Annotated in this window: 15 protein-coding genes; 7 read left to right on the top strand and 8 right to left on the bottom strand. The window is 70.9% G+C overall.

All coding sequences use genetic code 11. The features are described from left to right. The 8 genes from AB0J09_RS37385 to AB0J09_RS37350 form a co-directional block, all read right to left on the bottom strand. Positions 1-304: hypothetical protein (locus AB0J09_RS37385; protein ID WP_360701613.1), on the bottom strand; the 304-nt coding region annotated here is incomplete at its 3' end. A 3-nt stretch (positions 305-307) separates the two neighbouring features. Further along, positions 308-580: a hypothetical protein gene (locus AB0J09_RS37380; RefSeq protein WP_360701611.1), complete on the bottom strand. Its 273-nt coding sequence runs from the start codon at positions 578-580 to the stop codon at positions 308-310. Between the two features lie 239 nt (positions 581-819). Further along, the gene (locus AB0J09_RS37375; RefSeq protein WP_360701609.1) at positions 820-2,007 is read right to left on the bottom strand and encodes an SGNH/GDSL hydrolase family protein; all 1,188 of its coding nucleotides are present in this window, start codon (positions 2,005-2,007) and stop codon (positions 820-822) included. Between the two features lie 11 nt (positions 2,008-2,018). Continuing rightward, positions 2,019-2,846: an endonuclease/exonuclease/phosphatase family protein gene (locus AB0J09_RS37370; RefSeq protein ID WP_360701607.1), complete on the bottom strand. Its 828-nt coding sequence runs from the start codon at positions 2,844-2,846 to the stop codon at positions 2,019-2,021. A 22-nt stretch (positions 2,847-2,868) separates the two neighbouring features. Next, the gene (locus AB0J09_RS37365; protein ID WP_360701605.1) at positions 2,869-3,675 is read right to left on the bottom strand and encodes a carbohydrate ABC transporter permease; all 807 of its coding nucleotides are present in this window, start codon (positions 3,673-3,675) and stop codon (positions 2,869-2,871) included. After that, positions 3,672-4,565, bottom strand: a complete 894-nt coding sequence (locus AB0J09_RS37360) for a sugar ABC transporter permease (protein WP_360701602.1) — start codon at positions 4,563-4,565, stop codon at positions 3,672-3,674. Before AB0J09_RS37360 ends, AB0J09_RS37365 begins: the two co-directional genes overlap by 4 nt. Continuing rightward, positions 4,562-5,803 carry an ABC transporter substrate-binding protein gene (locus AB0J09_RS37355; RefSeq protein WP_360701599.1) on the bottom strand — a complete coding sequence of 414 codons (1,242 nt, stop codon included), beginning with the start codon at positions 5,801-5,803 and terminating at the stop codon, positions 4,562-4,564. The genes AB0J09_RS37360 and AB0J09_RS37355 overlap by 4 nt, the downstream gene beginning before the upstream one ends. A gap of 36 nt (positions 5,804-5,839) precedes the next feature. Beyond that, positions 5,840-7,060, bottom strand: a complete 1,221-nt coding sequence (locus AB0J09_RS37350; RefSeq protein ID WP_360701596.1) for a Gfo/Idh/MocA family oxidoreductase — start codon at positions 7,058-7,060, stop codon at positions 5,840-5,842. Positions 7,061-7,134: 74 nt separating this feature from the next. Here AB0J09_RS37350 and AB0J09_RS37345 point away from each other — a divergent pair, with 74 nt between their 5' ends. From AB0J09_RS37345 to AB0J09_RS37315, 7 genes are all read left to right on the top strand, one after another. Further along, positions 7,135-8,238, top strand: coding sequence for an ROK family protein (locus AB0J09_RS37345; protein ID WP_360701593.1), 1,104 nt, complete (start codon positions 7,135-7,137; stop codon positions 8,236-8,238). Between the two features lie 46 nt (positions 8,239-8,284). Beyond that, entirely contained in the window at positions 8,285-9,214 is a 930-nt protein-coding gene (locus AB0J09_RS37340) for an inorganic phosphate transporter (RefSeq protein WP_360701590.1), read from the top strand. Positions 9,215-9,216: 2 nt separating this feature from the next. Further along, positions 9,217-9,849: a DUF47 family protein gene (locus AB0J09_RS37335; protein ID WP_360701587.1), complete on the top strand. Its 633-nt coding sequence runs from the start codon at positions 9,217-9,219 to the stop codon at positions 9,847-9,849. 71 nt (positions 9,850-9,920) lie between these two features. After that, a complete protein-coding gene (locus AB0J09_RS37330) occupies positions 9,921-10,283 on the top strand; it encodes a Zn-ribbon domain-containing OB-fold protein (RefSeq protein ID WP_360701585.1) in 363 nt (120 codons plus the stop codon). Then, positions 10,280-10,603, top strand: coding sequence for a VOC family protein (locus tag AB0J09_RS37325; protein WP_360701583.1), 324 nt, complete (start codon positions 10,280-10,282; stop codon positions 10,601-10,603). The genes AB0J09_RS37330 and AB0J09_RS37325 overlap by 4 nt, the downstream gene beginning before the upstream one ends. A 15-nt stretch (positions 10,604-10,618) precedes the next feature. After that, on the top strand, positions 10,619-12,127 hold the full coding sequence (locus AB0J09_RS37320; RefSeq protein WP_360701580.1) for a class I adenylate-forming enzyme family protein: 1,509 nt from the start codon (positions 10,619-10,621) through the stop codon (positions 12,125-12,127). Continuing rightward, positions 12,124-13,730: acetate--CoA ligase family protein (locus tag AB0J09_RS37315; RefSeq protein WP_360701578.1), on the top strand; the 1,607-nt coding region annotated here is incomplete at its 3' end. The genes AB0J09_RS37320 and AB0J09_RS37315, both read left to right, overlap by 4 nt.

Raw genomic sequence — 13,730 nt, 5'->3', positions numbered from 1 at the left:
CGCCCTCCCGGACCCGGACCTCCGCCGCTCCCCGCCGCACCTCCCCCACCCCCACCCGTGCGCCGAGCAGCTCCCCGCCGCCGCCACCGCCTCCCACGATCCGGCAGGGCGGGACCTCCGTGCCGCGTCCCGCCTCCGTCCAGGCGGCCAGCATCGTGGGGTGGAGTGGCACGTCGGGGGCGATCAAGATCTCCGCGGACGGGACCGGGCCCGTGCGGCTGCGGATCTCGTACACGCGGCGGGACGGGGAGGGCGGGGCGGCCAGGACGGTACGGCAGGAGAGCCGCACCTTACGGGGCAGCACCGTCTACACCAGCAGCGTGGCGCACGATCCTGGGAGCGTTTCCTGCGGTGAGAGGGTGTACTTCGGGATCGTCGTCATGACGGAGCCTGCCGCGGGGAACGGGCCGCAGGTGAGCGAGGTCGCGGTGGACGGCCCCGCCTGCCCCACGCCCTCCCGTTCCGCCACGCCGACGCCCAGCCAGGAACACAGCACCTCGACCCTCACCACCCCCACGCCGTCGGGCACCCCGGCGGCCACTGCCGAGGAGCGGCTCGCCCGCTCATCGGGCCCGCCCACGGACGAAGGTCCCGACGCGCCCTTGGTGCGCCCCCTTTCGACTCCCGTGGAGGAGCCGTTGGAGGAGCCGTCGCACTAGGAGCACCGCACCCTGAACCGTTCCAGCGTGTACAGGTCGTCGAGGCGGACCGGGGCCTGGTCGTTGCCGGGCTGCTCGGCGGCCTTGGTTGTACAACTCGGTGACCCGTCACTCCGCCGCGGTGTTGCCAGGGCGGGACGCGTGGTCCCGCCCTGGCGGGTCAGCGCAGCAGGTCGAGGTCGACGGCGGCGGCCATGGCCGCGAAGCCGTCGGCGTTGGGGTGGATGTGGTCGCCCCGGTCGTAGGCGGGCAGGTAGCGCAGCGGGTCGGCGGGGTCGGCCAGCGCGGTCGCGAAGTCAACGACGCCGTCGAACGCGCCGCTGGTGGTGATCCAGGTGTTGACGGCTTGACGTTCGGCCTCCAACGTCTCGCTGTAACCGGCGCTGCCCTTGAGCGGCGGGATCGTACCACCGATGATCTCCGCGTCCTTGGCGTGGACCCGGTCGATGATCTGGCGGTAGGCGGCGATGAGCTGGTCGGCGGTGGCGCGGTTGCGCAGGTCGTTCGTGCCTTCGACGAGGAGCACGTACTTAAGCCCGTCGCGGACGAGTACGTCGTGCTCCAGCCGGTTCAGCACGCTGAGGCCGTCCTGGGCGGTGTCGGCGAGCACGCGGTTGCCCCCGATGCCCACGTTCACGACGGCGGGGTCGCGTCCGGGGGCTGCGGCGAGCCGGGCCGCCAGGTAGTCCGGCCAGCGCTCGAACCCGTCGACGACCGTGCCGGAGCCGTCGGTGATGGAGTCGCCGAGCGCGACCAGCGTCTCGTGGGTGGGCCCGTGGGTGACGCTGACTGCGTTGAGGAAGATCCAGCTTCTCACCGTGGCGGTGAACGAGCTGCCGTCCTCCTCGGCGGTGTGGTCGCCGGTCGAGATGTAGTTGGTTTGCACGGCGGAGCGGTGCCAGGTGGCGGGGCCGGTCGCGGTCGGGAGGTGGATGCTGACGGCCAGGTCCTGGCCGCTTCTGACCTCGAGTTCGACCGGGTCGCTGTAGACGTCCTGTCCGGCCGGGACCGTCACCGAGGGCTCGCCGCCGAAGGTGAGGTGCCGCAGCGTGCCTTCGACCAGCGCGGGTCCGGAACTCCGCAGCGCCACGGTCGCGCTGCCGAAGGTCACCGGCCGGTCACCGTGGAGGTTGGAAAGCTGGATGCGCACCGCATCTCCGTCCCCGCGCATCCGTACGACCATGCGGATGCTCTGGTTCTCGTACGTCGGCGGGACGGCGGCGGCGGCCGAAGAGTGCACGGAGGTGGCCCAGGCGTCGGCCCAGTGCTCGGTGGCCTGCGCGGGAAGGGCGATAGGCGTGGCCAGCGCGACGCCGAGTAACGTGGCCAGCAACCGTCGAGTGATCATCGGAACGTCCTTCACGGGAGCAGGAGGTCGGTGACGAGCGGCAGGTGGTCGGAGGCGTCGGTGCACATCAGCCAGGCCGAGCGCACGTCGGTGCCCTTGGGCACGAAGACGTAGTCGAAGCGCCAGGTGTTGCCCGCCGACAGTCCGGGGCCGACGCCGACCCGTGCCCACACGTCGTCGTAGCGGTCGGTGAAGGTGCTGATGCCGCCGAAGGTCGGCACGGCGTTGGTGTCGCCCAGGAAGATGACCGTCTCGGCCGACTGGCCCAGTGTGGCCACGATGGCGTCGGCCTGCTCCTGCCACTCGGCGTCGCTGGTGTGCTGCATGTGCGAGTTGCCCAGGCGTACCCGCTTGCCCTGGATGTCGACGACGACCTCCAGCAGGCCGCGCGGCTCGCTGCCGGTGTACTGCGGAAGGCGGGTGTTGCGCGACTCGAGGATGGGCCAGCGGGACAGGAATGCGGTGCCGTACTGCCTGCGAGGCTGGCCCGGTTCCAACGGATCCAGGTCGTAGTTGGCGCCGTACGCCTGGTGCATGCCGAGCATCTTGGCCAGCTCGCTCGGGGTGTCCAGCCAGTTGCTGCGCGCGCGGAAGAACTTGTCGACCTCCTGCAGGCCGATGACATCGGCGTCGATGGCCTCGATGATCTCGGCGATGTGCTCGAGGTCGAAGACGTTGTCGACGCCGGCGCCGTAGTGGATGTTGAAGGAGGCCACGCGGATGACTCCGCGCTTGATCCTGCGCTTCTCCACAGTCGCGGACGCCGGCATCGCCGCCAGTCCGATGCCGGCCGCCGCCACGGCGCTCGCGCCGAGCAGTCCTCGTCTGCTGATGCTCATGAGGGGTCCCTTCAGTGAGGTGCTATTTGAGTGCGCCGGAGGTGAGGCCGGCGACGATCCGCTTCTGGAAGACCAGAACGAGGATCACGAGGGGGATGGTGACGATCACGCCCGCGGCCATCTGGGTGCCGAAGGGCGTGTCGAAGTCGGAGGCGCCGCCGAACTGGGCGACGCGGACGGTCGCCGTCTGCATGTCAGCCTTGCTGATCATGGTGAGGGCGATCATGAACTCGTTCCAGGTGGCGAAGAACGCCAGGATGGCGGTGGTGAACACGCCCGGCGCGGCGACCGGCAGGATGACTCGCCGGAAGGCGCCGAAGCGGGTGCAGCCGTCGATGGTGGCCGCCTGCTCGAGCTCGTGCGGCATCTGGCGGAAGAACGCGGTGAGCGTCCAGACGGCCAGCGGCAGCGCGAACGACATGCTCGGCACGATCATGGCGTGGTAGGTGTTGACCCAGCCCAGCTCGGTGAAGAGCTTGAGCAGCGGAACGATCAGCAGGGCGCCGGGGAACATCGACGTGCCGAGGACCAGCCCGAGGACCAGATTCTTGCCACGGAAGGTGAGCCGGGCCAGCGCGTAGGCGCAGCAGATGCCGAACAGCAACGTCAGCACGGTGGTGCTGCCCGAGACGATCAGGCTGTTGAGCAGGGCGCGCCCGAAGTCGCTGTGCCCGGAGAACACCGCGGCGTAGTTCTCCAGCGACGGCGGCGACGGCCAGGGCGTGGTGGAGAAGATGTCGCCGGTGCGGCGCAGGCTGGAGACGACCATCCAGTAGAACGGCGCCAGGCAGTAGACGACGATGAGCCCGGCGGCCAAGAGGCGCTTCATGCCTGCCCCTTCCTTGATCGCGCGTCGGCGAGCAGGTCGGCGCCGAGCAGCCGGACGAAGACGAACAGGATGAGGGCCATGTAGGCGATGAGCACGATCCCGTAGGCGGCGGCGGGGCCGTACCTGAGCTGGGTGGCCTCGTCCCACACCAGGGCGGAAAGCGTCTCCACCGAGAACTTGCCGCGGCCGATCATCACGAACGGCAGGTCGAACATGGCCAGCGCGTCCAGCACCCGGAACAGCACCGCCACCACCAGCGCGGGTTTGACCAGCGGCAATGTGATCCGCCAGAACGTCTGCCAGGCCGACGCCCCGTCCACCTTCGCGGCCTCGTAGACCATCGTGGGGATGATCTGCAGGCCGGCCAGCACCAGCAGCCCGACGAACGGCGCGGTCTTCCAGACGTCGGCGATGATGACGGCGAGCTTGGCCTGCACTCCCTCGGTGGTCCACAGGATCTTCTCGCCGATGACGGCGTTGGCCACGCCGTCCGCCTGGAACACCCACCGCCACATCAGGCCGGAGATGGCGGTGGGCACCGCCCAGGGGATCAGGATGCTGGCCCGCACCAGGCCCTTGCCGCGCAGCACTCCGTGCATCACCAGCGCCATGGCCACGCCGAGCACGGTTTCCAGCGCGACCGTGGTGACGGTGAAGACGGTGGTGTTGGCCAGGGCGTTGACGAAACGCTCCCCCACCAGCCCCGCGTAGTTGGCCAGGCCGGCGAAGCGCTCGCCCTCGACGACGAATCCGTCGGCGTCGAGTCCTTCTCCGCGTACGTACATCGACTCGCGCGCCGCCGCGACCAGCGGATACAGCACCACCAAGGCGAGGACGAGCAGTGTGGGGGAGATCATCAGTGCGGCGAACCACCGCGAGCCACGCCTCATTGCTTGAGCAGCCCCGCCAGTTGCTGCTGCAGCCCGGACAGCGCCTGCTCGACGGCTACCTCGCCGGACAGCGCCGGGTAGACGGCGTTCTGGATCGCGGCGGTCACGTCACCGTACTTGACGGCGACCGGGCGGGGCTTGGCCGCCAGAATTCCGTCCTTCAGCGAGGGGAGGTAAGGGTACTTCTCGACGAGTTGCGCGTCCTCGTAGAGCGACGTGCGCGCGACGGGGGTGCTGTTGATGGTCGCCCAGGTCTTCAGCTGCTCGGCGGAGGTGAGGAAGGCCAGGAATTCCCTGGCGGTCTCCTTGTGCCTGGAGAAGGCGGAGATCGCCAGATTGGCGCCGCCGAGGGTGCCGCTGCCCAGACCGTCCAGTCCGGGGATGGGAGCGACGTCGACCTTGCCCGCGACCGGGCTGTCGGGCGCGTTGGCGGTCCCGTACAGGGAGGCCCAGCTGCGGGCGAACAGCACCTTGCCGCCCTGGAGGGCGTTCTTGACCTCGTCCTCCTTGAAGGTGATGCCCTCCTTGGGGATCATCCCGCTCTTGAGCCCGTCGACGAGGAAGTTCAGGCCCTCCTTGGCGGCGTCGGTGTCCAGATGGGGGGTGCCGGAGTCGTCGACGACCGTGCCGCCGGCGGACTGGACGGCTTCGGAGAAGGAGACGGTCAGCCCTTCGTACTTGTCCAGCAGTCCGACATAACAGGACATACCCTCCTGCTTGGGCAGCACTTCGGCGCAGATCTCCTTCATCTCCGCCCAGGTCGTCGGCGCCTTGTCCACCAGGTCCTTGCGGTAGTAGAGCAGCCCGGTCCCGGTGAGCCACGGCAACGCGTAGAGCTTGCCCCGGTATTTGGCGGTCTCCAGTGTGGGAGCCAGGAGTTCATCGGCCTTGACCGTGTCGGCGGGCAACTCCTCCACCCAGCGGTTCGCGGCGAACTCGGCGGTCCACACCGCGTCCAGCATCATGACGTCCATCGCGTCGGACTTCGTCTGGGCGTTGTTGATCAGGCGCTGCCGCTGGCTGTCGGCGTCCTTGGGCTGGATGTCCAGCGTCACCTTCTCGTCGGGGTGTGTGGCGTTCCAGGCGTCGATGATCTTCCTGGTGGCCTCTTCATGGCTCTGCGTGTCGGTGAGCGTGATCGGCCCGCGCCCGTCGGCGGCGGCCGGCTCCTCGTCCGCGCCGCAGGCCGCCGTGGCGGCCAGCACGAGCGCGCACGCGAGGGCGAGTGCTCTGGTCATGGGTGGCTCCTTGTGAGGGGGTCGGAGGAAAAGGCTTCAGAGGGTGACGACGGTTCCGGCCAGCCTGGCGTGCTCGGCGGCGAAGGCGATCTCGTGGCTGTGCAGGCTCTCGCGGGCGTCCGACAGGATCGCGGCCGGATCGTCGCCGGCGAGCGCGTCCAGGAAGGCGGTGATGAGGCCCTGGTCCCCGCCGCTGTGGCCGTCCTTCGGCGGGTGCGTGTCGATGACCTCGGTGGCGCCGGTCACGAAGTCCGTGACGGTGAGCAGCTCGCCGTCACCGTCGATGGAACCCCGGGTGCCGAAGATCCGGGTCTTGCGGGGCGTCTTCGGCGAGAAGGCGGTCATGGTGAACGACGCTGTGGCGCCGCCGTCGAACTCCAGATTGACCACCTGGTGATCGACCACGTCGTTGTCGCAGGCGTACACGCACCTGCCATAGGGGCCCTCGCGCAGCGCCCGCAGCACGCCTTCCTCGGTGATGTCCGAGGTCAGCACGGCCAGCGGCCAGTGGTCATCGGATCCGAGGAAGGGCAGGTAGATGCGCTGCGCCGCGTACGGGCAGTCGTCGGCCACGGCGCAGTCGAGGCAGCGGTCGGCGGCGCCCGCGGGCTGGTTGCCGGCCGTGAAGTGTTTGAGCCCGCCGAAGGACGACACCCGGGTGACCCGGCGACCCGTCAGGTACGTGAGCCAGTCCAGGTCGTGGCACGATTTGGCGAGCAACATGAACGTGGCCTGATCCGTACGGCGCCAGTTGCCGCGCACATAGGAGTGGGCGTGGTGCCACCAGCCGACCGGTTCGAGATGCTCGATGCTGATGATCTCACCGATCCGCCCGCTCTCGAGGACGGCCTTCAACCTCCGCGTGTACGGGGTGTAGCGCATGACGTGGCAGACGGCGAAGATCACCCCCGCCTTCTCGGCCGCCTCGACGATCCGCTGGCAGTCCTCCAGCCGGATCGCCATCGGCTTCTCGAGCAGGATGTGGTAGCCCAGCTCGGCGAAGCGCACCGCCGGTTCGACGTGGTTGGCGTCCAGCGTCGCTATGACCACGGCGTCGGCCAGCCGCGGGCGCTCCGCCAGCGTGCGCCAGTCGTCGAACCCGACCGCGTCCGGATGCCCGGCGAGCACGTCCTCGCGGCGCCGCCGGTCGGGCTCGGCCACAGCGGCGAGCTTGGCGCGACCGTCCCGCATCGCGTGCCTGATGTATCGCGTCCCTCGGTCACCCGCACCCACCAGGGCCAGACCAACTTGCCGCATTTCTTCTTCACTCCAATTATGACGAGACGCGACGTAAAGCTAGAGTTTGCCCAGTGGAGCCGTCAAGGGGGATTATGAGAACTCTCGGCGTTACGAACGACACGGCGCTGCTGCGCCGCCTCAACACGCGTGCGATCCTGCACGCGCTGCGCCAGGGCGGCGCCCAGACGCTGACCCAGCTCGCCCGCGCCTCCGGCCTGTCCAGGCAGACCGCTGAAGTGGCGCTCACCGACCTGACCGAGCGGGGACTGGCCGAGGAGGCCGCGCCGACCGAGGGCGGCACCGGCCGGCCGGCCCGGCGCTTCCGGTTCAAGTCCGAGGCGGGCCACGTTGTCGGCCTGGACGTCGGACCCAGCCGGATCCTCGCCATGCTCGCCGACCTCAACGGCAACGTGATCGGCGAGCAACGGATCGACGTGGACGAGCACCTGCCGGCCGCGGAGCGCCTCGCGCTCGCCGAGCGGGCCGCCACCGGGTGCGCCGGCTCCGCGGGCGTCGGGCGTGGCGGCGTGTGGGCGGCCACGGCGGGCACGTCGGGTGTGGTGGATCGCTCGGGCCGGGTGTCGGTGTCGCACCTGATCCCCGGTTGGACCGGGCTCGACCTGGGCGGCCTGGTGGGCCGCTGGTTCGACTGCCCCGGGTTCGCCGCGAACGACGCCAACCTCGCCGCCGTCGCCGAGCACTGGCGGGGCAGTGCGCGGCACGTCGAGGACGTGGTCTATGTCCTCTCCGGATACCGCGCCGGCCACGGGCTGCTGCTCGACGGCCGGTTGCGGGCCGGCCGCACGGGCAGCGCCGGTGAGCTGGGCAGATTGCCCCTCACCGGATGGGAGGACCCGTCCGTCGTGCTCGGCAGGGAAGGGCGCGGCGCGGAGGAGGTCTTCGAGGCGGCACGGGCGGGCGAGGAACAGGCGCTCGCGGTGGTGGACCGGCTGGCCCACGGCCTGGCCAGAGGCGCGTCGGCGCTCGTGCTCGTGGTGGACCCCGAGCTGGTCGTCGTGGGCGGCGGCTTCTCGCGCGCCGGCGAGCTGCTGCTCGAACCGATGCGGGCGCACCTGGCCACGATGTGCCTGAATCCCCCCGAGGTCGCCCTGTCCACGTTCGGTGAGGAGAGCATCGCGCTGGGCGCGGTGCGCATGGCGCTGGATCACGTCGAGCGCGAACGGCTCGGCCTGTGACGCCGCTCCGGCCGGGCGGCGGGCCGGCGGACCCCTGGAGGCGGGCGTGCCGTTAGAGGTGGCGCTCGCGGCCGTCTTCGCTGTCGTCACGGGCGTGAACGACGGCGGCGCCCTGCTCGCCACCGGCCACAAGTTGCCCACCGTGCGACCGTGCGCCGGCATCGCCGTCATGGTCGCCATGAACGCACTCGTGCCGCTGCTGACCCATGAGGTCGCCCGGACATTCACGCACCGGCTGGCCGCCTTCGACGGGCCGGGCGGCGCGCGCGCCGTGGTCGTCGGCGTGGGAGCGGCACTCGTGATCGTGCTCGCGCTGAACCACTACGGCAAGCCGACCAGCCTCACTCTGGCCATCGTGGGCGGGCTGACCGGCGCCGGACTCGGCTGGGGCTTCCCCGTGAGCGCGGGCTCGGTGGCACTGGTGCTGGCTGTGGCGCTCGTGGCCCCGTTCGCGGGCGCGCTGGCCGCGCCGCTGGCATCCCGGCTGATGGCTGCCGTGACCACCGGCGCGGGGCTGCGGCGCTGGCACTGGATCGGGTTCATCCTGCAATGCGGCGCCTACGCCGCCAACGACGGTCAAAAGACGCTGGCCGTCTTCACGATCGCCCTGGGCGCCTCGGGCGCGCCGCTGCCCGTCACCCTGGTGGCGGCTGCCCTGTTCGGGATCGGAGCGCTGTGCGGCATCCGCGGAACCGGCCGCACGCTCAGCCGGGAGATCATCGCCGCACGCCCCCTGCACGGCGTGGCGGCCGAGACCGGGTCGGCCCTCACCGTGATGGGCTGCGCCGCGGCCGGAATGCCCGTGAGCATGACCCAGGCCCTCGCGGGCGGACTCGTCGGCGCGGGAATGGCGCAGGGCGCCGGCAGGGTGCGCTGGCATGCCGCCGCCAAGATCGCGCTGGCCTGGCTGATCACGCTGCCGTCGAGCGCCGTGCTGGCCACGGCGGCGGCGTGGGTGACGAGAGGACTGACGTGAGCATGAGGCGGCTGAGCCGAGTACGCGACCTTCTGGCCGGGCGGATGGACACCGCACTGACCGAGGCCCTGACCGGGCAGCTCCAGGCGACCAAGGAGGGCGCCTGGCTCGCGCTCGCGATGGTCGCCGGCGAAGTGGACAGGACCGGAGCACACGAGCGGATGCGCGCCATCGAGCACCTGGGCGACACCCGACGCGCCTGGCTGGTGTCGGAGCTGGAGCACGCCCTGGTCACGGCGCTCGACCGGGAGGACCTGTTCCGGCTCTCGCGGTACATCGACGACGTGCTCGACGCGCTACGCGACTTCGTCCGGGAATCGCGGCTGTACCAGGTGGCCGAGCAGATCAGATTCATTCCGCTGCTCGACCAGGTGATCGTGGGCATCGAGGCGTTGGAGAAGGCTGTGCGCGCCCTGTCGTCGAAACCGGCAGCCGTGGTACACGACGCGCTGGCCGCCAAGAAGGCCGGCGGCGCGGTACGCCGGATGTACCAGTACGAGATCGCGCGCATCTTCTCCGAGGAGCTGACGGCGGAAAGGATGAAGGAACGGGAGCTCGCACGCCGCCTGGAGATCGCCGGCACGGCCATCGCCAACGCGGCGGACGCCGCAGCTGATGGGGCGATGAAACGCTAGCCCGAGATATGCCCCCGGGCGGGCGGCGCGGGGCTTGTGAGGCAACCAAGCGTGCGCTAGCTTGGCTAGAGATGAGCGGTGACACCTCTGCGTACTGGGCCGCCTGCGCGCGCGGCGAGCTGGTCGTCCAGCGCTGTACGTCGTGCGGCCGCCGCGTCCACCTCCCCGAGGCCGACTGTCCCTGGTGCGGTGCAGGCGAGCTCGTGTTCGAGCCGGTCAAGGGCGAGGGCGTCGTGCACACGTTCACGATCGTGCACCGCTCGTTTGCTCCCGCCTACCGGGGCCGGGAGCCGTACGTGATGGCCTGGGTGGACCTGCCCGAGGGCGTGCGGGCGTTCGGGCATGTGGTGGGGTGCGCCCCGGACGACGTACGCATCGGCATGCCGGTACGCGTGACGTTCATCGACCGACTCCCCCATTGGAGGCCCGTGTGAAGCTCGGCAACGTGCTGATCCCCGTCGCCGACCTGGACGAGGCGATCGCCTTCTACGGCCTGCCGGTGAAGTTCAGGGACGGTGACAGGTTCGCGGCGCTGGACGGCGGCGGGGTCACCGTGGCGCTGGCCGGGCCCGCCGAGCACGTCACAGCCTCGATCGCGCCGTCGTACAAGGTGGACGACCTGGAGAAGGCCGTGCGGGAGATGACCGCGCGCGGCGGCGAGGTGGTGCGGGAGCCCGAGAAGGGGCCGCATGAGACGCGGGCCGTGCTGCGCGATCCCTCAGGAAACGTCTTCGTGCTCTATCAGCCCCTCTGACTGGAGGCATCCCCCATGGCGCGATCACCCTACGGCAACTACGGCCACGCGATCCTGACCGCCGGAGCGCTGCGCACGCCCGACCGGGTCGCGCTCACGTACTGCGGCGAGCAGAGCTTCACCTACGACGAGCTCAACAGGAACGTCAACCGCCGCGCCAACGCCCTCCTCGCGAAGGGGATCGCGCCGGGCCGGCGGGTGGCGGCGCTGCTCAACGAGACGTTACGGGTGGCCGAGGTCTACCTGGCGCAGGCCAAGATCGGGGCGGTGACGGCGGCGCTGAACCCGTACTGGCCGGTTGAGACGCTGTGTGACGTGGTGGCGGCCTCGGGGTGCACGGCGTTCGTGTACGACGCGACGGTCGAGGGCGTGGTCGAGCAGATCAGAGGGTCGCTCCCGGCCGTGACCACGTGGATCGACGTGCGCGAGCTCGAAGGCGAGTCCGACGAGGAGCCGCCGATCAGCGGTTCGTACGACGACCCGCTGGCGCTCTACTACACCTCGGGCACGACGGGGCTGCCGAAGGCGGTCGTGCACACGCACGCGTCGTCCCTGGCCACGGCGCAGATCTGGCTGGATGTGCCGCGCGGTCCGGACTCGGTGTTCGGGACGGGCGCGATCATCTGGGGCATCGGTTTCCCGGCCATCGTCGGGCCCGCCCTGTACGCCGGGATGCGCCTGGTGCTGGAGCAGGACTGGGGTCCGGCGAACTTCCTGCGCGTCGTCCCCCGCGAACGGGTCACACATCTGTCGCAGATCCCCTCGTTCTACGCCGCGCTGCTCGCGTCGCCCGACCACGAGGGCGTGGACCTGTCGTCCATCCAGGTGATCATGCTGGGCGGCGAGCCGCTGACCAGGACCATGCTGGACCGGATCAAGGCCAGGCTCCCGCAGGCGGGCGTGTACTCGTACTACGGCCAGACCGAGGCCCCCTACACGTGCATGGGCCGCGTGGACGACGGCTCGATCCCGCTCGGCTCCTCGGGGCGCGCCCGTACGGGGAACGCGGTGCGGATCACCGACCCGAACGGCAACCGGGTGGTCGGCGAGGTCGGCGAGATCAACCTCGCCGGGCCGCACCGGATGACCGGCTACGACGGCCTGCCGGAGCGGACGGCGGAGGTGCTGCGCGGCGAGTGGTATGTCGGCGGCGACCTCGGGACCCTCTCCCCGGACGGCGTGCTGCAGGTGCTGGGCAGGCGGGAGGACTCGATACTCAAGGGCGGCGTCTGGACCCAGCCGATCGTGATCGAGGAGGCGGCCTCCGCCCTGGACGGGGTGGCCGAGGCCGGCGCGGTCGGCGTACCGGAAGGGGCCTTCGAGCAGCGCGTGCTGCTGGCGGTCGTACCGCGCGCCGGGCACACGCTTGAGGCGTCCAAGCTGGCGCTGGCCCTGGCCGACACGCTGCCCGAGCACCAGCGGCCGGACCACATCGTGGTGGCCGAGGAGCTGCCGCACTCGCAGGACGCCTCCGGCGGACCCGGCAAGCTGCTGCGCGGGAAGATCCGCGAGCTGCTCGGGTGAGCGCGTACGAGCACGAGGTCAAGGCACTGCTCAGCGAGGCCGGGGTGCCGGTGCCGCGCGGGGTGGTGGTGCGCGACCTCGACTTCTCCCGGGCCGAGGAGCTGGCCGAGCCGCTGGTGCTGAAGGCGTTCGGACCGGGGCTGGTGCACAAGTCGGACGTCGGGGCCGTCGCGCTCGGACTCTCCAGGGACGAGCTCGAGGCGGCGGCGGCCGGCATGCGGGCCAGGCTGCAGGTCGCGGGGTTCCTGGTCGAGGAGCAGGCCGACGCCGGGGTGGAGCTCATCGTGGGCCTGGTGCGAGACCCGGGCTTCGGGCCGGTGCTGCTGGCCGGGCTGGGCGGGGTGTGGACGGAGGCGCTGCGTGACACGGCGCTGCGGCTCTGCCCGATCTCGGAGGAGGACGCGCGGCGCATGCTGGCGTCACTGCGCGGGTCATCCGTCCTGTACGGGCACCGCGGCGGCCCGCCGGTGGACGTGGACGCGGTGGTCAAGCTGCTCATGACGGTCGGCGGACCTGGCGGACTCTGGGAACGGCTGGAACTGGGCGAGTTCGAGCTGAACCCGGTCATCGCGAGCCCTTCGGGGGTGATCGCGGTCGACGCCCGCTACCTGCCCTCCTCGGGACCTGTGTCCGGGGTGCCTGGTGCTGAAGCGGATTTCCTGCCGCTCTTCGAGCCCAGGGCGGTGGCCGTCGTCGGGGCCTCCACGACCAGGCCGAACTTCGGGAACATGTTCCTCGGCTTCTACCAGGCCGCGGGCGTCCCGCTGGTGACCGTGCACCCGTCGGCGGCCGAGGTGGCGGGGGTGCGGGCCGTGCCGTCTCTCGCCGAGGCGGATGTCGACTACGCCCTTGTGGCCGTGCCCGCCGAGCGGTGTGCCGACGTGGTGCGGCAGGCGTACGGGGTGCCGTTCGTGCAGGTGATGAGCGGCGGGTTCGGCGAGGCGGGACGGCCTGAGCTGGAGGAGGAGCTGGTCGAGGCGGCGCGGGCGGCGGGGACGCGGCTGCTCGGGCCCAACTGCATGGGCGTGTACTGCCCTCGGGGGCGGCAGACGTTCGTGGGAGGCGGGGTCGGGCCTGCCGGGTCGGTGGCGCTGATCTCGCAGAGCGGTGGGCTCGCGGGCGAGGTGATCAAGGTCGGGGAGCGGCGCGGGCTGGCGTTCAGCCGGGTCGCCACCGTCGGGAACTCGGCCGACGTGACCCCCGCCGAGCTGCTCCGCTGGCTCGCCCGCGACCCGGAGACGCGCGCCGTCGGGCTGTACCTGGAGGATCCGCGTGACGGGCGCGAGCTGTACGAGGCGCTGCGTTCCACGGAGGTGCCGGTGGTGCTGCTGGTCGGCGGGCGTACCGGGCAGGGGCAGGAGGCGGCCGCCTCGCACACCGGTGGCATGGTGAGCGACCGGCGGGTCTGGGAGGCGGTGGCCGAGCAGGCCGGGGTGGTGCTGGTGTCCAGCCAGGACGACCTCATCGGAGTGCTGGCGTACTTCCAGGCGCACGGCTCACGCGCCCCCGGCTCCGATGGGGTGCTGGTGGTGGGGCCGAGCGGGGGCGCGAGCGTGCTGGCGGCGGACGCGTTCGACCAGGCCGGGGTACGGCTCGATCCGCT

Origin of the sequence: Nonomuraea sp. NPDC049784, from assembly GCF_040659615.1 — a bacterium.
In the GTDB taxonomy this organism is placed as follows: domain Bacteria; phylum Actinomycetota; class Actinomycetes; order Streptosporangiales; family Streptosporangiaceae; genus Nonomuraea.
Note: the sequence above shows the minus strand (reverse complement) of the source record. Positions and strands in the feature narration are given on the sequence as shown.